Source organism: Promicromonospora iranensis, assembly GCF_028994805.1.
GTDB classification, from domain to species: domain Bacteria; phylum Actinomycetota; class Actinomycetes; order Actinomycetales; family Cellulomonadaceae; genus Promicromonospora; species Promicromonospora iranensis.
Genome location: NZ_JAJQQP010000002.1, coordinates 256,320 through 274,906, shown reverse-complemented (window position 1 = coordinate 274,906; position 18,587 = coordinate 256,320). Strand labels below are relative to the sequence as shown.

Below are 18,587 nucleotides of genomic sequence, written 5' to 3'. Positions count from 1 at the left end.
GTTCGTCGCTCACTTCGTTCCCGAGTGGGCGAAGTTCTCGATGATGTAGCGCTGGGCGAAGATGAAGACGATCAGTACCGGCAGGCTCGCCAGGATGGTGCCGGCCAGGAGTGGCCCGTACTCCGTCTGGTACTCGTTGACGTATCCGGCCAGACCCACCTGCACCGTGAGCATCTCCGGGTCGTTCAGGGCGATGAGCGGCCACAGGAAGCTGTTCCAGCCGGCCTGGAACGTGAGCACGCCCAGCACCGCCAGGCCCGCCCGGGCCAGCGGCAGGTAGATGTTCCAGAAGATGCGGAACTCGCTCGCGCCGTCGATGCGCGCGGCGTCACCCAGCTCGTCCGGCAGGGCCTGGAAGAACTGCCGCATGAAGAACACGGCGAACGGCCCGGCGGCGAACGGGATGAGCACGGCGCCGTAGCTGTTGATGAAGCCCGCGCCGCCCTCGCCGAAGAGGTCGTTCCCGCCGACCAGCGGGAACCGGCGCAGCACCAGGAAGGTGGGGACCATCGTGATGATGCCCGGCACCATCATGGAGCCGAGGAACAGCGAGAAGACCACGCCGCGGCCCCGGAAGCTGAGCTTGGCCAGGGCGTACCCGGCCAGCCCGCCGAAGAACAGGTTGGTGGCCACGCCACCGAGCGCGATGATCGCCGAGTTGGCGAGGTAGCGCCCGAAGGGCCCGTCGGTGAACAGCGTCACGTAGTTGGCCAGGGTCGGGTTCTCCGGCACGAACTGCAGGTAGGACGAGAGGATCTCGCCCTCCGGCTTGAGCGACGTCGACAGGGTCCAGATCAGCGGCATCACCGTGGTGACGCTGATCAGCACGACGGCGAGCGTCCAGACCGTCTTGCCGAGCACCGCACGGGCGGTCGGCGGCCGCGTCTCCGTGCGCACGGTGGTGGCGGTCGGCGCCGGCGTGCCGGCCGGGGCGGTCGTGAGGGTGCTCATCGGTCGTTCTCCCGTCCGGTGACGCGCGCGTTGATGACCGAGAACACGAGGATCGCGAGGAACAGCACGAACGACAGCGCCGAGGCGTAACCCATCTCCAGGCGTCCGAACCCGCGGTCGTAGATGTAGTAGACGAGGGTCAGCGTCGAGTTGCCGGGCCCGCCCTTGGTGAGCACGTACGCCTGGTCGAACACCTGGAAGGCGGCGATCAGGAGCAGTGTGAGGATGAGGAAGGTGGCGCGGGAGATGGCCGGCAGGGTCACGTGCCAGAAGACGCGGAACGCTCCGGCGCCGTCGACCCGGGCGGCGTCCACCAGCTCGCCCGGCACGCCCTGGAGCGCGCCGAGGTAGATGATCATGTTGGCGCCGAAGCCGGCCCAGACGCTCATCATGACGATGGCGATCATCGCCCAGCGCGACTCGTACAGCCAGGCCGGCCCGTTGATGCCGAACCAGCCGAGCACCGCGTTGAGCAGGCCGTACTGCGGATTGAGCAGCCAGAACCAGATCGCCGCGGTGGCGACCGTCGAGGAGACGACCGGGATGTAGAAGAGGGTGCGGAAGACCCGCGAGACCCGGCTGCTGCGGTTGAGCAGCAGGGCGGTACCCAGCGCCACGACGACCCCGGCGGGCACGTACAGCACGGTGTAGAGCGCGGTGTTGCGCACGGCCACCCAGAAGATGGGGTCGTCGACGATGCGCGCGTAGTTGTCCACGCCCACCCACTCGAAGTCGCCGATGACGGCATAGTCGGTCAGGCTCAGCCCGATCGCCATGAGCACCGGCAGCAGCAGGAAGACTGCGAACAGCGCCACGGGCACGGCGAGGAAGATCCACGCGCTGATGGTCTGCTGACGCCGGGTGGCGCTCACGGCGGCGCTCATCGCGCGGCCTCGCCCTCGGTGGCGGCCTCGGTCGCCGGACGCCGGTAGCTCCGCAGCCCGGCGGTCTCGAGGGCGAGCTCGCAGAACATCGCGTTCGCCCAGGAGAACCACTCGCGCGTGTACGTGCCCGGGTCGTCCACGTGGAAGGACTCATGGACGGCGCCCGTGCCCGCGTCGGTGGTCAGGATCAGGTCCAGCAGCCGACGGCGCTCGGCCGGGTCGGTGCTGGTCAGCCCCTGGATCGCGAGCGCGATCGGCCAGACGTGCCGCTCGGGCGTGTGCGGGCTGCCGATCCCCGACGCCGTCGTGCCGCTGTAGTGGTACGGGTTGGCTTCGCTCAGGATCAGGTCCCGGGTGGCGGTGTAGAGCGGGTCGTCGGCGCGGCACCAGCCCAGGAACGGCAGGGACAGCAGGCTGGGCGAGTTGGCGTCGTCGGCCAGGAGCACTCCCCCACGGCCGTCCACCTCGTACGCGTACACCTGCTCGCCCTGCGGACCCACGACGACCCCGTGCTCCCGGATGCCGCGCTCGAGCTCCGAGCGCAGCGCGGCGGCGTCGTCGGCCAGCTGGTCGTCGTGCAGCACCTCGGAGGCGAGGCGGACCAGGTATCCGAGCGCCACGACGGCGAACGCGTTGCCGGGCACGTTGTAGCCGTACCGGCAGGCGTCGTCGCTCGGCCGGAAGCCCGCCCAGGTCATGCCCGTGAACGTGGTCCCGGGGCCGCGACCGTCACGCACCAGGGTGTCGGACGGCGGGCAGTCGGTGCGCTCGAACGTGTAGGGCGACGCCTCGTCGTGCCGCTGCTCGGTGCGCCACAGGTCGATGATCGTCCGTGCCACCTGCCCGAGCTGCCCGAGGTGGTCGGTCCGGCCGGTGATCTGCCACAGGTCGTAGGCGAGCTGGACCGGGTAGGCGAGGGAGTCGATCTCGTACTTGCGCTCCCACACCCACGGCGACTGGCCGGTGACCGGGTCGCCGGTCCGGTCCCGGTGCCCACCGCCGGTGGGGCCGTCGTTGAACGCGTTGGCGTACGGGTCGTGCAGGATCGAGGCCTGCTGCCGCCGCGAGACGGCGGCGATCGTGTCCGCGAGCCGGGCGTCCGTGCCCGCGAGGTGCAGGAACGGCGCGAGCTGCGTGGTCGAGTCCCGCAGCCACATCGCCGGGATGTCGCCCGTGATCACGAAGGCGGTGCCGTCCGGGTGCCGCGTGATGGTCCGCGCGAGCGTGTCCGACATGCAGCGCCCGACGGCGTCCGCCACCGCCTCGCCGAGCCGGTCTCGCACCGCGTCGACCAGGCCCGCGAGGGCCTCCGGGTCGTGCAGGGCGCTGTCGTGCGGGCCGTCGTCGTTGATTCTGCTGAGCTTCATTGCCCGAACCTCATTGTCCGTTTCCTCCTCGGTCTGCCGGCGTTGGCCTGACCTGTCGAGCAGCGTACGAACGGATTACCATCATGTCAACGTATCGGAATAGGGGTAATAGGAGTAGGGATATCGGGCAGGATGGCCGCATGGCCATGACACGTGAACTCGACGGACGGACAGCCGTCGTCACCGGTGCCGCACGGGGCATCGGCGCCGCCACCGCCCGGCGGCTCGCCGAGGAGGGCGCGCGGATCTTCCTCGTCGACGTCTCGCCGGCGGTGCTCGACCTCCGGGACGAGCTGCGCCATGCCGGGCACCACGCCGCGGCGTCGGTCACGGACGTCGCCGACGAGGCGGCCTGGGCCGAGGCCGCCAGCGCCTGCCGGGACGAGCTGGGCCCACCGCACATCCTGGTGAACAACGCGTACGCCACCACCGTCGCGTCCCTCGAGGACACCCCGCTGACGAGCTGGGAGCACCAGATCCGGGTCTCCCTGACCGGCGCCTACCTCGGTACCCGCGCGCTGCTCGCTGACCTGTCGGCGTCGGGCCGGGGTGCGGTCGTCATGGTCTCGTCGGTGCACGCGCGCTTCGGGCTCCCGGGCCGGGCGGCCTATGCCTCGGCGAAGGCGGGGATGACCGGGCTGGCCCGGCAGCTCGCGGCTGAGTACGCCCCGGCGATACGGGTCAACAGCGTGCTGCCCGGCCCGGTCCTCACGCCGCACTGGGACGGTGTCGGCGAGGCCGAGCGGGCGAGCGCCGCCGGGGCGACCGCCCTCGGCCGCCTGGGCCAGGCGTCCGAGGTGGCCGATGCCATCACCTACCTCTGCTCCGACCGCGCCTCGTTCGTCACCGGCGTCGAGCTGCCGGTCGACGGCGGGTGGAGCATCACCAAGGACTCGGTCTAGAGCTGCACCATCCGGCGACAAGTGGCGCCGTCCCGAGGGTCCCCGGCCAGCGCCGCCCGACGGAATGCGTCCGGTCGAGCGGTAGTTGGTGATGGACGTGAACCTCACGTCCGGAGACCTCGCATGACCATCGCCAGCACGGACGCCGACCGGCCCGCTCCCGACAACCCTGTGCCCGGCGACCCCGTGCTGGATGACCCCGTGCTCGACAATCCCGCGTGGTCGGCGCTGGTGGGCGCGCACGCGCACCTGGCGGAGGGCGGCGACCTCGCCCGCCGGTACCCGGCCGACGTCTCGCCCTTCGCTGCCGTGCGCAGCTGGGCCGACCCCGGCGTCTGGGACGCGGTGATCGACCTGGTCGGGCACGGCGCCGAGTTCCCCGGCCCGACGGAGTCGGTGGCGCTGCCGCCCGGCTGGGAGCGGGGAGAGCCCTTCGAGGGCGTCCAGCTCATCGAGACCGAACGCCTGCACGGCCGGCCGGACGACGAGGCGGTGGTGCTCGGCGCCGCCGACGTCCCCGAGATGCTGGACCTGGTGGCACGTGCCCAGCCCGGCCCGTTCCTGCCCCGCACCTACGAGCTGGGCCGGTACGTCGGGATCCGCCGCGACGGACATCTCGCGGCCATGGCCGGCGAGCGCCTGCAGCCCGCCGGCTGGACCGAGATCAGCGCCGTCGCCACCGACGAGCGGTACCGCGGGCAGGGCCTGGCCACGCGCCTCGTGCTGGACGTGGTCCACCACGTGCACCGGCGCGGCGCTCGCGCCATGCTGCACGCCTCGGCGGGCAACACGGGCGCGATCCGGCTCTACGAGAGCCTGGGCTTCACGCTGCGCCGGCGCGTGGCGTTCGGCTCGGTGCGCACTCCGGTCAGTGGCTGACCGGCTCCGCCTTCTTCCGCGAGGGCAGGAGGCGCAGCGCCGCCACGACGACGGCGCCGACGATCAGGCCGACGATCGCCGAGCACAGCGTGTTGAAGAGCCAGCCGAGGGTGCCGCCGAGCGCCCCGGCACCGTCGTGGATCGCCACCTCGAGGTGGTGCACCCACTCGTACGGGGCCGGTATCCAGCCGGTGCCGTCCGCGCCCAGGTTGACGAGCAGGATGTGCCCACCCACCCAGAGCATGGCGACCGTGCCGACCACCGAGATCACGGCGAGCACCCTCGGCATGGCCTTGACCAGGCCCCGGCCGAACGTCTTGGCGAACCCGGAGTCGTACTGGGCCATCCGCAGGCCGACGTCGTCCATCTTCACGATCGCCGCGACGATGCCGTAGACGATGATGGTGATGACGAACGCCACCACCACCAGGATCATGAGCCGTGACCAGAACGCCTCGTCGGCCACCTCGGCGAGCGCGATCACCATGATCTCGGCCGACAGGATGAGGTCGGTGCGCACGGCGCCCGCGATCATCTTCTTCTCGGCCTCGGGGCTGACCTCCGTGGCCGGCAGCTCCGCGTCGTGGTGGCCGGAGACCTTGTGCCAGATCTTCTCGGCACCCTCGTAGGCCAGGTAGGTGCCGCCGATCATCAGGATGATCGGCAGCAGCCACGGCAGGAACTGGCTGAGCAGCAGCGCGGCCGGGAGGATGAAGAGCAGCTTGTTGCGGATCGAGCCCTTGGCGATCTTCCAGACGATCGGCAGCTCGCGCTTGGCCGCCACGCTGCGCAGGTACTGCGGCGTCACGGCGGTGTCGTCGACGACGACACCCGCCGCCTTCGCCGTCGCGCGGCCGGCCGCGGCCCCGACGTCGTCGATCGATGCCGCTGCCAGCTTGGCCAGCGCGGCGATGTCGTCCAGCAATCCCATCAGGCCGCCCACGGCGCCGCCCCCGTCTCCGAACGATGTGTCGTCATGGCCTGAAGCCTATGCAACTCCGGCCGATGACCTGGCACCTGACGGGCACCTGTCTGGCACCACGGTCATCGGGACTCGGGTCAGCGCCGCACCGGGTCCAGCTGGACGTAGTCCAGGTTCCAGTTCTGGTAGGCGTCCTCGGGCAGGCTGATCCGGAGCGTGTGCGCCCCGCGGCTGAGCCGCTGGGTCACGCCGCTCGGCTGGAGCTCCTGCTTCGCGTGGCTCGTCGTGTTCCGGACGGCGACCGGAGGGCTCGGCGTGCCGTCGTCGAACGACACCGTGTAGGCGCCGGCCGGCGAGTACGGCGACGAGGCCCGGACCGAGACCTCGTACACGCCGTCCCGCGGGACCATCACCTCGTACGTGAGCCATTCGCCGCCGCGCATCCAGCCGAGGCTGACCGCCCCGTCCAGGTCCTGGATGTCCACGCCCTCACCAGGCCGCATCTGCAGGTTGCTGCGGTTCGCGGCATCCAGGTCGTGATACCCCACCCCTTCGCCGGGCAGGAAGTCCTCCGCCTGGACGCGCACACCACCGCGCGGCAGCGGGTCGCCGACGCCGGTGTCGAGCCAGCGTTCGAGCTTCACCACGTCGTCGGTCTGGAAGATGGTGGTGCGGTAGCCGCGGACCAGCGCCTCCCAACCGCGCAACGGGTCGATCAGTGACGCCTCGTCCGTCATCCGCTCCGACAGCCCGTTCCACATCGTGTTGCTCCACACGCGACTCTTCCCGGCGACCCGGTCCAGGAACGGCCGACGCGCGACGGCGTCCGCGGTGCTGTCGAAGTTGACCTCGTAGGCGACCGGCTGGTCGTCGCCGAACTGCTCGACGGCCGCCATGTTCGCGTCCGTCACCATGTGCATGTACACGGCACCGCGGTGCGCCGACCGGAACTCCTGGACCTGCTCGACCGGCGCGTCCGACTTGTAGATGCCGTTGCGGACGGTACCGGTCTCGACGAGCACGTCCCAGATCTCCTCGCGGAACGGCCAGCCCTTGTCCAGGTTGACCAGGCCCCGGTGCTTCGCGAGCCGCATGGCGTCCTCGAGCGTGGGGACGCGCTCGTCGGTGAGCGCCGCCTGGCTCCCGCCGAGCCCTTCCCGCAGCCGGAGCCGCTCGACCTGCGCGAGCGTGAGGCTGTCGACGCGGCCGGTCCCGTCGGTGGTGCGGTCCACGGTGGTGTCGTGCATCAGGACGGGGACGCCGTCGGCGGTGACCTGGACGTCCAGCTCGACGATCTCCGCACCGTCCTCGAACGCCGCCACGATCGCGGGGACGCTGTTCTCGGGGGCGGCACGCCACTGCGCGCGATGTGCGGCGGTGAGGATCTTGGCCTTCGGCCCGTGGTCGAGCAGGTCGCGGTAGGCGCGTTCGGCGGGCGTGGTGCCACGGTGACCCGGCCCGCCGTGAACCGGCCCACCGTGACCCTGCCCGCCCTGGTCCGCCGCCTGCACGGGGCCCGTCCGGGCAGGGCCCGCCTCCGCCGCGACGACGGAGACCACTGCGCTGGAGAGGACGAGCGCGGCCGCCGAGACGACAGCTCCGGCGCGGATGCGTAGGTTCATGCACCGACTCTCGCCCCGGCGACAGCCTCGGGGACGAAGCGGACGCGGCGGTCCGTTGAACACTTGTTGAACGCTCCGGACCTGCACACTCCGGGCCGGTCAGCCCTCCCCGCACACGACGCGGGCGTCCGCCCAGTCGGCGTGGTCGAAGTTCTTGCCTTCGGTGGCCTCGTCGGCCACGAGTCGCAGGCGGCGCACACCGGTGACGTCGACGTCGAGCGGCACGCCGCCGTCGTCGTTGGACAGCACGGGTGTCTCGGTCAGCAGCACGCCGTCGCCGTACACGCGGAACCGCACGGAACCGACGCCGGTGTCGCCCGGCTTGTTCAGCACCTCGTCGTCGATGCCGACGACCGCCCGGAACGCCGTGCACGTGCCGCCGAGCCACGTGGTCAGCGAGCCGGTGGCGTGCATGCCCACACCCTTGGCGTAGGTGACACCTGCGATGGTGATCGGCCGCCCGTCGTCGCCCGCCGCCTCGCCGTTGGACCGGTCGCGCTCGATCGGGCCGTAGCCGTTGGACTCCTCCAGCCACTCGAGGTCGGAGACATAGTGGTCGCCGGTCAGTGCGGGCGGCGTGACCCAGAGCGTGGCCTGGCTCGCCGCGACGTAGCGACCGCCGACGGCGCGGTAGCTCACGTCGACCGGCAGCTCGAAGGTGCCGGTGTCACCGTCGGCGGGCACCTGGACCTGCCAGGTGACCTCGGCGCTCTGGCCGGCGGCGAGCCGCGCGACGGTCCGGGTGCCCTGGTCGGCGGTCCAGCCCGCGGGCAGGTCCGGCGTCAGCCGCACGCTCGTGACGTCGCGGTCCGCGACGGTGAACGTGGCGCTCACCTCGACGGTGCTGCCCGGCTCGACGTCGGCCTCCGCCGGGTCCACCTCCAGCGTGGCGTCCGGCCGTGCCACCACCGGTTCCAGGCAGGAGGTGCGGCCGCGGGTGGCCTCGCACACGACCGCGGCGAAGCCGCCGTTGTTCGCGGTCGGGATCTCGAGGGTGTCGCCGGTCGTGGCCCGGACGGTGGTGTGCACGGTCGCGGAGCCGTTCGAGCCGTCGTCGGTCAGCAGGTCGACCAGGACCCGCTTGCCGCGGGCCAGGCCCTCCAGCGGCAGCTGCAACGGGGCGCCGGAGCCGGCGCGCATCCCGCCCACGAACCATCGGTCCCCCGACCGGCGCGCCAGCACGGCGTCCTGGCCGGGCGTGCCGCTCAGCAGCCGCACCTCGTCCCACGTCGTGGGAAGGTTCTGCAGGAACGGCATGGCGTTCGGCTCGGCCGCGTAGCCCTCGGGCTTGTCCGAGATGTGCTGCCAGGCCGACTCGTACGCGACGCTCATCGCCACCTGCTGTGCCTTGGACGTCTTGTCGTTGTCGCGGGAGAACACGACCGGGGTGAAGTCCATGGACCCCACCACGCCTCGCGTGAACGGCACGATGAGGCTGCGCTCCGGGCTGATGCCGTTCTCCATGCCTCGCACGGACTCGTAGCTCATGATGTGCGGCCACGTGCGCTGCATGCCCGTGGGCAGCGCGGAACCGTGGAAGTTGATCATCAGCTCGTACCGGGCGGTGTCCCGGGCGACGTCGTCGTACCAGCGGTGGATCTCCTGCGAGTCGGAGTCCATGAAGTCGACCTTGATGCCGCTGACGCCCCACGACTTCAGGCGCGGCAGCCACTCGTCACGCTGCTCCTGCGTACGCAGGTCGCGGCTGTGGAACCAGGCGATGACGTCAACACCCTGGGTGTGGGCGTAGCGGACGGTGCGCGGCACCCAGCTCGCGTTCCAGCCCTCGTCCAGGAGCACGTACTCCCAGCCGTTGCGCGCGGCCAGGTCGACGAAGTCGCGCTGGCGGGCCTCGTCGCGCGGGCTGTCCCAGTCGGTGAGCCAGCTCCAGCTCGATCTGCCGGGCTTGATCCAGTCCGTACCCGGGTCCAGGGCGCTCGGGGTGGCGAGGTCGTCGACCAGGTTCGAGCCGACGACCGCGGGCAGGTCGCCGACGATCGCCACCCGCCATGGCGTCGACAGGGCACCCGTGGAGGTGACGGGCCGGCCCTCGAACAGGTCGACGTCGTAGCGCAGCGACCCCGCCGTGTGCGTCAGGTGCGCGCCGGAGTAGTCGCCGTGCAGGTCGGCCTCGGTGACGAGCGCGTACCGGTCGCCCTGCTGGAACAGCACCGGGAAGCCGATGCTGCCGCCGCCGTTCCCTGCCGCGGCCGTCGTGGTCGTCCACTCGGCCTCGTAGTTGACGGCGTACGACCTCTGCATCCACGCCGGCCCGTCCGACGCCGGCTCCCATGCGCCCGACTCGTCGTCCACCCGGTGCTCACCGGCGCCGTCGAGCAGGTAGCGGTAGGCGACCCCGTCGCGAGAGACGCGCACGGCGATGCCGATGCGCGCGCCGGCGGCGTCCGCGAACGTGAAGACCGACTCCGTGTGCACGTAGGACCGGCGCACGCTCTTGCCGCTCGTCATGGTGTACGAGTCGGAGATCCTGCGGTCGCTCCGCTCCACGAACGTCAGGCCGGTGGTGAGGTCCCCGTCGCTGCCGCGCAGCCCCAGGCGCGTCGCCGAGAGCACCGTGTCACCGTCGGCGACGACGTCCAGCGCCACCTCCCCCTCGCCGTCGAGCCGCAGCACACCGTCCAGGTCCGAGCCGCGCGGGCCGCTCAGTCGCCAGCTCGACACCGTGGCGGGGGTCGGGTCGGTGGTGTCAGCGGTGCCGGCGCCGCGGGCCGGCGCGGCGCTCGCCGCGCCGCCACCGAGCACCAGCCCGCTCGCGACCAGCGCGACCGCTGATACCGCTGTCACCAGTAGTACGGCAGGACGGGACGCAGCGAACAGCTTCACGAGGTCTCCCTTGACGTCGACGGGCGCCCGGTGCGCCGTCCGCCAGATTAGGGAACACCTCCCGGCCGGTCAATACCCTTATAGGGAATATAGACAATGTCGGGATCCGGACTACTTCCCCGGCCGCAGGTCCAGCCGGCGCAGGAGCTGCGCGTTCAGCGCCACCACGACCGTGGAGAGCGACATCAGGACCGCCCCCACCGACATCGGCAGCACGAACCCGACCGGCGCCAGGACCCCCGCCGCGAGCGGCACCGAGATCAGGTTGTACCCGGCCGCCCACCAGAGGTTCTGCTTCATCTTGCGGTAGCTGGCCCGCGACAGCTCGATCACCGACAGCACCGATCGGGGGTCGTCGCTGGCGAGGATGACCCCGGCGGACGCGATGGCGACGTCGGTGCCCGCCCCGATGGCGATGCCGACGTCGGCCTGCGCCAGCGCGGGGGCGTCGTTGACGCCGTCGCCGACCATCGCCACCTTGCGCCCCTCACCCTGGAGCCGCTGGACCGTGGCCGCCTTGTCCTCCGGCCGGACGCCGGCGAAGTAGCGGTCGACGCCGAGCTCGTCGGCGACCGACCGGGCCACCGCCTCGGCGTCACCGGTGATCATGACCACCTGGACGTCCAGCGCGTGGAGGCGCCGGACGGCGTCGGCGGACTCCGCACGCACCTCGTCCGCGAGCTTGATCCCGCCGATGACGGACCCGTCCCGCAGGACGTGCAGGATGATCGCCCCGTCGCGGCGCCAGGCGTCGGCCACCGGCAGCTCGTCCTGCCCGCTCTCCTCGAGCAGACGCGGCCCACCGACCCGGATCTCGTGGCCGTCGACCGTCGCCGTCACGCCCACCGCGGGCGACGAGGAGAAGCCCGAGGCCCGCGGGACCGTGAGGCCCTGGTCGCGCGCCGCGCGCACCATGGCCCTGGCCAGGGGGTGCTCGCTGTCCGACTCGGTGGCCGCCGCGAGCGCCAGCAGGGTGTCGCGGTCGACGCCACCGACCGGCTCGGCGTCCACGACGGTGGGCTCGCCCTTGGTCAGGGTGCCGGTCTTGTCGAACAGCACGGTGTCGACGGTGCGCATGCTCTCCAGGGCGAGCCGGTCCTTGACCAGGACGCCGCCGCGGGCGGCCCGCTCGGTGGCGATCGAGACGACGAGCGGGATGGCCAGCCCGAGGGCGTGGGGGCAGGCGATCACGAGCACGGTGACGGTCCGGACGACCGCGTCGTCCGGCAGACCCACGAGCGACCAGACCACTGCCGTGACCGCCGCGGCGGCCAGCGCGAACCAGAAGAGCCAGCCTGCCGCGACGTCCGCGAGGCGCTGCGCGCGCGAGGACGAGCTCTGCGCCTCCGTCACCAGCCGTTGGATCCCGGCCAGGGCCGTGTCGTCACCGGTGGCGGTCACCTGGATCCGCAGACCGGAGTCGGTGGCGACGGTGCCTGCGGTCACGTCGTCGCCCGTGCCACGCGAGACGGTGCGCGACTCGCCCGTCACCATGGACTCGTCCATCTCGGCCCGCCCGTCGACCACCCGGCCGTCGGCGGGGATGCTCCCACCCGGCCGGATGACGACGACGTCGCCCACGTGGAGGTCGTCCGGCGCGACCAGGACCGTCCGGTCGCCGTCGACCCGCTCGGCCTCGTCCGGGAGCAGCGCGGCGAGCGAGTCCAGGGCGGACGTCGTCTGCGCGAGCGAGCGCATCTCGATCCAGTGGCCGAGCAGCATGATCACGATCAGCAGCGCGAGCTCCCACCAGAACTCGAGCTGGTGGTCCAGCAGGCCGAGGCTCGCGCCGAGCGAGGCGACGAAGGCGACCGTGATCGCGAGCCCGATCAGGAGCATCATGCCCGGCTTGCGCGAGCGGAGCTCGCTCACGGCGCCCGTGAGGAAGGGCCAGCCACCCCACACGTACATGACCGTGCCGAGCACTGGCGATACGGCGTTCGCCAGCAGCGTGTCGGGCAGCGGGTAGCCGAGGAGCATCGCGAACATGTCGGAGAACCCGACCACCGGCACTGCCAGGACCAGCATGATCCAGAACAGGCGCCGGAACTGGCCGACGTGATCGCCGTGACCTCCGTGACCGCCATGCTCGCTGTGGCCGCTGTGGTGGCCGCTGTGGCCGGCGGGCGCGGCATGCCCCTCGTGGCCTTCGTGGCCGGCGTGACCCGCGTGACCCGCGTGGTTGCGTGTTGCGCTCATACCTTCTGTATACCCCTCGGGGGTACCCTGGTCAAGGGCCGCCGCCGACCTGGCCAAACGGGTGACGCATTTAAATCCTCATGCATCTATTCAACAAATCGCCCTTCTCGAATAGCGCAGACAACACCTTCGCGATTCAATGCTGTGAGTTAGTCGACGAGTTAGTCGCCAGGCATTTCATCATCTGAAATCGGAGCACTGTGGGCCGCATTCCGCAGGCCTTCTGTCGGTCGCTCCGGAGCCGCTCACTCCGAGGAGCCGTCATCATCAGCACCAGGGACCGCCACAACCACAGGTCACCCAAGAACCGCCTGCCTGCACTGGTCGTGGCGCTCTCGCTGCTCGTCGGCTCCGGCGCCACAGGCCTGGGCACCTCGCCGGCAGCGGCCGCGGAGCCGCCCACGGAAAAGGTCGCCGACCCGCCCACTTATCACGAGTATCCCGGCGTGGAAAACAGCGCCGAGTACTTCCACACCAGTGCCAATCCGGGACGCATCTGGACCGACAAGACGGTTTTCGACGAGAACGTCCCGGTGGAGCCCACACATCAGCAGCCGGGTGTCGGCGACCTGGTGCTCGGGCCCGACGAGCTGGCGGTGTCACTGTCGGCGCTCGGTTCCACCCGGCACGTGTCGAGCGAGGTGGCGGCCCCGGTCGACCTGGTGCTCGTGCTCGACAACTCGGGGTCGATGAGGCGTTGCGTCGAGTCCGACAGCACGTGCACCGCGGCGTCGGGCGCCACAGGCTGGCAGAACTCGCGTGCCTGGGCGATGGCGGAGGCCGTGGACGCGGCGCTGCGCATCATCGGCGAGGACAATCCCGCCAACCGGGTGGGCCTCGTCCAGTTCGGCACGGGCTCGGGAACGCTCGAGGTGCTGGGCACGCCGCAGCTGATCCCCGGCACCGACCGCTACGCGCAGCTGACGCGCGACGACAACGGCCTGATGACGTTCCGCACGGCGAACGGATCGATGACCATCGGCTACGTCGCCGGCGCCTCCCAGGGCACGAACCTCCACCTCGGTGTCGCCACCGGTCTGCGCCAGCTCGCCGCACAGCCCACGGCGGAGGTCACGGGCGAGAACCAGCGGGTCCCCAACCTGCTGCTGTTCACCGACGGCGAGCCCACGTACTCGGCGACCAGCGCCGGCTGGTGGAACCCGGGCACGGGGATCGAGGGGCCTGGCAGCGGAACGCCGTACGACGGGAACGGCTTCAAGGCCGCCCTCACGGCGTCCTACCTCAAGAGCGCCGTCGACGACACGTACGGCCTCGGTGAGTTCGCCCCGGAGGACCCGCCCGTCGACGTCGTCACGAAGATCTACACGGTTGGCCTGGGCATCGCCGGCCTGCCCCAGGCGTCCCGCGACCTGGCGCTGGCCACGCTCGATCCCTCTGACACGCGCGTCGGACTGCCACGGAGCGACACCGACGCGAGGTTCGCCGACTACTTCGGGACCTACGCATCGGGGCAGTCCGTGACCGTGCCCGTCAACTTCGGCACCGGACGGAACAGCACCTACACCGTCGCTCATCCCACCGGCAGCGCAGCGACGTACGACCCGGCGACCCTGACGTACAACGACCGGTTCTACGCCCCGATCACCACGGACGACATGATCGAGGTGTTCGAGGACATCGCGAGCCAGATCATCGACGCCGCGCCCAACTACCCCGTCGACATCTCCAGCGGCAACGCCACCACCGACGGGTACGTGACGTTCACCGACGAGCTCGGCGCCTTCATGGGTGTGTCCGAGATGAGCCGCCTCACGTTCTGCTCCACCGTCGAGGGCACCGACCCCGAGGACTGCGAGCAGGCCACGTTCCAGGACCCCGCCGTCACGGTCGACGGCAACGTCACGCGGTACACGTTCGAGGGCACCTACACGGCCAACGACGTGTTCGGGCCCGCTGACATCGAGGACCTGATCATCGAGGTGACGCAGAACCCGAGCCTCGCAACCGGCGACGTCGTCACGGTGCGCATCCCGGCCTCGCTGCTGCCGATGCGTGACACGCGTGTCACCGAGGACGAGAACGGTGATCCCGTCGACATCAGCTGGTGGATCTCGCACCCGGTGCACCTGTACTACAAGGTCGCACCCAAGGAGGGCGTGATCGACGCCCTCGCGGACCCGCTCGCGCTCAACGGCTCCGGTTCGCAGGACGGCACCGCCCTGGCACAGCACATCGCCGCCCACACGGTCGACGGCCAGGTCCGGTTCTACTCCGACCACTACGCGATCACGGACGCCCCCGACGCGAGCCGCCACGTCGCCCGCACCCGGGCGACCTTCGTGCCGGCCGAGCAGAACAACTTCTACCGGTTCGCCACCGACACCACGCTCTACACGACGGACGCACTCGCCACTCCGGTCACGCCGGAGCAGTGGGACACGATGGAGCCGGACGACACGGTGTACTACCCGAGCGTCGTGTACCGCGAGCTCGCCGACGGCGGGTACGTGAAGGAGGACGCGGCCTTCCCGATCACGAAGCAGGAGCTCCTGGACGGTCAGGACGCCTCGCACCAGCTCTTCGTGCGCGACGGCGCCATGACCATCCCGACGGGCATGTCCGACGTCGCGGAGCGCACCCGCAACCTCGACCACCTCAAGTGCTCGGAGCTCGACTGGTCGGACAACACGCCGGCCTGCCCCGACCCCGTCGTCGACGGCGAGACGGCGGCCAACCTCACCGGCACGGACCCCTGGGCACGACAGACGTCGGTGATCCCCGAGCGGGTGACCTCGCGGCTCGGCAACAACGGGTTCCTGACCTACGCCGTGCCCGGTGACCTCACGATCGCCAAGACCGTCCAGGCCTCGACCGGGCTCAACCCGGTCCCCGACCAGGCGTTCACGTTCGACGTCGCACTGTCGGACGCCGGCGGCGCACCGCTCGCAGGCCCGTACCCGTACAACGTCTACGACACGGTGGACACCACCAACCCCGTGGACGGCGGCACCGTCGGCGACGGCGACACCCTGACCATGGCCGCGAACCAGACGATCCGGATCATCGGCCTGCCCGACGGCTCCACCTGGTCGATCGCCGAGACCGGCCTGCCCCCCGGCTACACCCAGACCGTCCCGGCCGACGGCGACCCCGCGACCGGCCAGATCGACGTCGGCGCCGCGACGCCGGCGAGGGCGGAGTTCACGAACACCTACTCCCCCGCGTCGGTCGACCTCGGCGGGCCGACGGCGGCCAAGGTCCTGGACGGACGTGACTGGGCCGCGTCGGACGAGTTCGTCGCTCAGCTCTGCGGCCCCGCGGAGACGGGCGGCGGCTGTTCCGACGTGACGCTGACCGAGCAGGCCCAGGAGGCGCCCTTCGCCCCGGTCACGTACGACACCCCCGGCACCTTCACCTTCACGATCACCGAGCGTGACGACAGCGCGGCCCATCCCGCCCTGTCGTTCTCGGCGGCCGCCTACCGCTGGGCGGTCACCGTGACGGACGACGGGTCCGGCACGCTCAGCGCCGCGGGCGAGCTCACCCAGCTGCGCGACGACCACGGGCTCGACACCGGCGCGGGCGCGGCGACCGCCGGCTTCACCAACACCTACGACCCCGCCGAGGTCAGCGGCTCGCTGGAGTCCGCGAAGCTGGTGCAGGACCTGACGCTGCCCGGTGACCCCGCCGACCAGACCCGCCCACCGGCACTGTCCCACAGCTTCCGCTACTGGCTGCTGGGCTCGGGCGAGGAGCCCGCTCCGCCCGCTCCGACCTTCGTGGACGGCGCCACCGAGGCCGTGGTGTCGAACTCCCCCGGATCGTCCAGCGTCACCTCACCACGGCTGACGTTCACGGGCGAGCACGTCGGCCAGACCTACTACTACGCGGTCACCGAGGCGCCCGATCCACCGCTGTCCTTCGTCGACTACGACGACGCGGCGTTCGTGTACCGGCTCGAGGTGGTCGGAGGCGCCGAAGGGATCGAGGTGACGTCCACCCGGTGCGAGACGACGGCACCCGCGATGACGACCGATGACCCCTACGGCACCTGCACACCGGCCGAGGGGACCTACTCGGCCGAGACCGAGCCCCTGTTCCTGAACGTGTACGACGCCGACCCCGGCACGCTGAACCTCGAGGCGTCGAAGGTCCTGGACGGTCGGCCCTGGACGGCACAGGACGAGTTCACCTTCGACCTCGCGCCGAACGACGACGCCACGGCGGACGCCGTCGAGGCAGGCACCGTGGTGCTCCCGGCCACCGAGGTCACCGTCACGGCGGACGACGTCGTCGACGGCGCCGCCCCCGTGCGGTTCGGCGAGATCTCGTTCGCCCAGCAGGGTCGGTACCAGTTCCGCGTCACCGAACGCGTGCCGCAGACCGGTCCAGGAGGCCTGACCTACGACACGCGCGTGGTGGTCTACGACGTCTCGGTCACCGACGCCGACGTCGACGGTGCGCTCGAGGTGACCAGCGACGTCGTCGACCCGCCGACCTTCACCAACCGCTACCGCGCCACCGCGCTCGTCGAGGGCGCGGACATCGTCAAGACGCTGTCGGGCCGCGCGCCGCGGCTGGGCGAGTTCGGCTTCCGGGTCGAGGCCGCCGACGAGGCCTCGGCAGGGAAGCTCGGTGGCGACGTCGTGACGCTGACCAACGGTGCTGGGTCCGGCGACCCGACGCTCACGACGCTGCCCACCCTGGCGTTCACCCAGGACGACCTCGGTCAGGTGTTCGGCTACACGCTCACCGAGGTCGCGGGCGACCTGCCGGGCGTGACGTACGACGACACGGTCTGGTCGGCGACCGTGGAGCCGCGCTACGACGAGGCGACGGGCGCGCTCTGGACGCTCACGACCCTGACCGACGGCACCAGGGATCTGGTGTCCGACTCACGCGAGGGCACCGTGCCGCAGGTCCCCTTCGCGAACGAGTACGTACCGGCGCCCGTGACCGTCGAGCCCAGCTTCGCCAAGGTGCTGACGGGCCGCGACTGGCAGGCGCGCGACGAGTTCACGTTCACCGTCGAGGCGCTGGGTGACAGCCCGCAGGACGTGCCGATGCCGGAGCGGACCGAGGTGACCGTGACGGACGAGGCGGCCGCCGACCCGTTCGGCTTCGGCGAGATCACGTACACGGCGCCCGGCCGGTACGAGTACCTGGTGCGCGAGGTGCCGCCGGCGCAGGGCCTCCCCGGCCTGGTCTACGACGAGATCGCCGCGCACGTGGTGGTCACGGTGACCGACGCCGACGGCGCGCTGCAGGCCGACGTCGCCCTCGACGGCAACCAGACGTTCCACAACGCCTACTCCTCGGCCTACGGCTGGCGCATCGACGTCACCAAGACGATGACCGGCCGCGACCTCGCACCGGAGGAGTTCGCGTTCCGTGTGGTGCCGGGTGACGAGGAGTCGGCCCGGTTCGCCGGGCTGCCCACGGACGGCGCGACGTTCACCAACACCGACGGCGCGCCGGAGGGCGAGCCGTCGCACATGACGCGCCTCGAGGGCATCCTGCTCACCCAGGCCGACGCCGGGAACACGTACTGCTACGAGTACTCCGAGATCGTGCCGGAGAGGCCCGAGGAGGGCGTCGCCTACGACGACACGACCTACGAGCTGTGCGCGGAGGTGGCGGACGACGGCGCCGGGACGATCACCGCGCGGACGACGGTGGCGGGCAGCGACGGGTCGCTGGACACCTTCACCAACTCGTCCGACGACGCCGACCCGAGGCCGTGGCCGCGGGTGCCGTTCGAGAACGCGTACGACGAGACGCCGGAGCCCACACCGACCCCGACGCCGACACCGACTCCCACTCCGGTCCCGCCGGGTCCGGGTCCGGGCCCAGGTCCGGATCCCTCGCCTCCGCCTGGCGGCGACAACGATGGCGGAGACGACCAGGACGGGCCAGGTGGCGGCCTCGCCTTCACCGGAATCGACCTGAACGCGCTTCTCCTGATCCTTGGCTGCGCGGTGCTGCTCCTGGCCGCAGGCGCAGCGCTGGTGACGATCTCGCGCCGTCGCCGTCAGGTCTGATCCGGGGCAGGGCTC

The 18,587-nt window shown here is 71.1% G+C and carries 10 protein-coding genes; 3 read left to right on the top strand and 7 right to left on the bottom strand.

The features are described 5' to 3' along the window. Positions 1-9 precede the first annotated feature (9 nt). The 3 genes from LUM46_RS03750 to LUM46_RS03740 are packed head-to-tail and all read right to left on the bottom strand — an operon-like array spanning position 10 to position 3,202. The gene (locus LUM46_RS03750) at positions 10-951 is read right to left on the bottom strand and encodes a carbohydrate ABC transporter permease (protein WP_274992380.1); all 942 of its coding nucleotides are present in this window, start codon (positions 949-951) and stop codon (positions 10-12) included. Beyond that, positions 948-1,835 carry a carbohydrate ABC transporter permease gene (locus LUM46_RS03745; protein ID WP_274992379.1) on the bottom strand — a complete coding sequence of 296 codons (888 nt, stop codon included), beginning with the start codon at positions 1,833-1,835 and terminating at the stop codon, positions 948-950. The genes LUM46_RS03750 and LUM46_RS03745 overlap by 4 nt, the downstream gene beginning before the upstream one ends. After that, complete coding sequence (locus tag LUM46_RS03740) at positions 1,832-3,202, bottom strand: glycoside hydrolase family 125 protein (RefSeq protein WP_274992378.1); 1,371 nt, start codon at positions 3,200-3,202, stop codon at positions 1,832-1,834. The genes LUM46_RS03745 and LUM46_RS03740 overlap by 4 nt, the downstream gene beginning before the upstream one ends. Before the next feature lie 140 nt (positions 3,203-3,342). Between LUM46_RS03740 and LUM46_RS03735 the strand changes: the two genes are divergently transcribed. Beyond that, a complete protein-coding gene (locus tag LUM46_RS03735) occupies positions 3,343-4,104 on the top strand; it encodes an SDR family NAD(P)-dependent oxidoreductase (RefSeq protein WP_274992377.1) in 762 nt (253 codons plus the stop codon). Between the two features lie 129 nt (positions 4,105-4,233). Continuing rightward, complete coding sequence (locus tag LUM46_RS03730) at positions 4,234-4,983, top strand: GNAT family N-acetyltransferase (RefSeq protein ID WP_374726995.1); 750 nt, start codon at positions 4,234-4,236, stop codon at positions 4,981-4,983. On the opposite strand, the gene LUM46_RS03725 is transcribed toward LUM46_RS03730, so the two are convergent. The 4 genes from LUM46_RS03725 to LUM46_RS03710 all read right to left on the bottom strand — a co-directional run bounded on the left by LUM46_RS03725 (position 4,973) and on the right by LUM46_RS03710 (position 12,570). Further along, complete coding sequence (locus LUM46_RS03725) at positions 4,973-5,914, bottom strand: DUF808 domain-containing protein (protein ID WP_274992375.1); 942 nt, start codon at positions 5,912-5,914, stop codon at positions 4,973-4,975. The two genes, LUM46_RS03730 and LUM46_RS03725, sit on opposite strands and share 11 nt — an antisense overlap. 128 nt (positions 5,915-6,042) lie before the next feature. Continuing rightward, positions 6,043-7,527 (bottom strand): glycerophosphodiester phosphodiesterase family protein, encoded by a 1,485-nt coding sequence (locus LUM46_RS03720; RefSeq protein WP_274992374.1) that lies wholly within the window; start codon positions 7,525-7,527, stop codon positions 6,043-6,045. 99 nt (positions 7,528-7,626) lie between these two features. Then, positions 7,627-10,371: an NPCBM/NEW2 domain-containing protein gene (locus LUM46_RS03715; RefSeq protein WP_274992373.1), complete on the bottom strand. Its 2,745-nt coding sequence runs from the start codon at positions 10,369-10,371 to the stop codon at positions 7,627-7,629. A gap of 111 nt (positions 10,372-10,482) precedes the next feature. Further along, complete coding sequence (locus tag LUM46_RS03710; RefSeq protein ID WP_274992372.1) at positions 10,483-12,570, bottom strand: heavy metal translocating P-type ATPase; 2,088 nt, start codon at positions 12,568-12,570, stop codon at positions 10,483-10,485. Between the two features lie 326 nt (positions 12,571-12,896). On the opposite strand from LUM46_RS03710, the gene LUM46_RS03705 reads away from it, so the two are divergent. Then, positions 12,897-18,572, top strand: a complete 5,676-nt coding sequence (locus LUM46_RS03705; protein ID WP_274992371.1) for a Spy0128 family protein — start codon at positions 12,897-12,899, stop codon at positions 18,570-18,572. Positions 18,573-18,587: the final 15 nt, after the last annotated feature.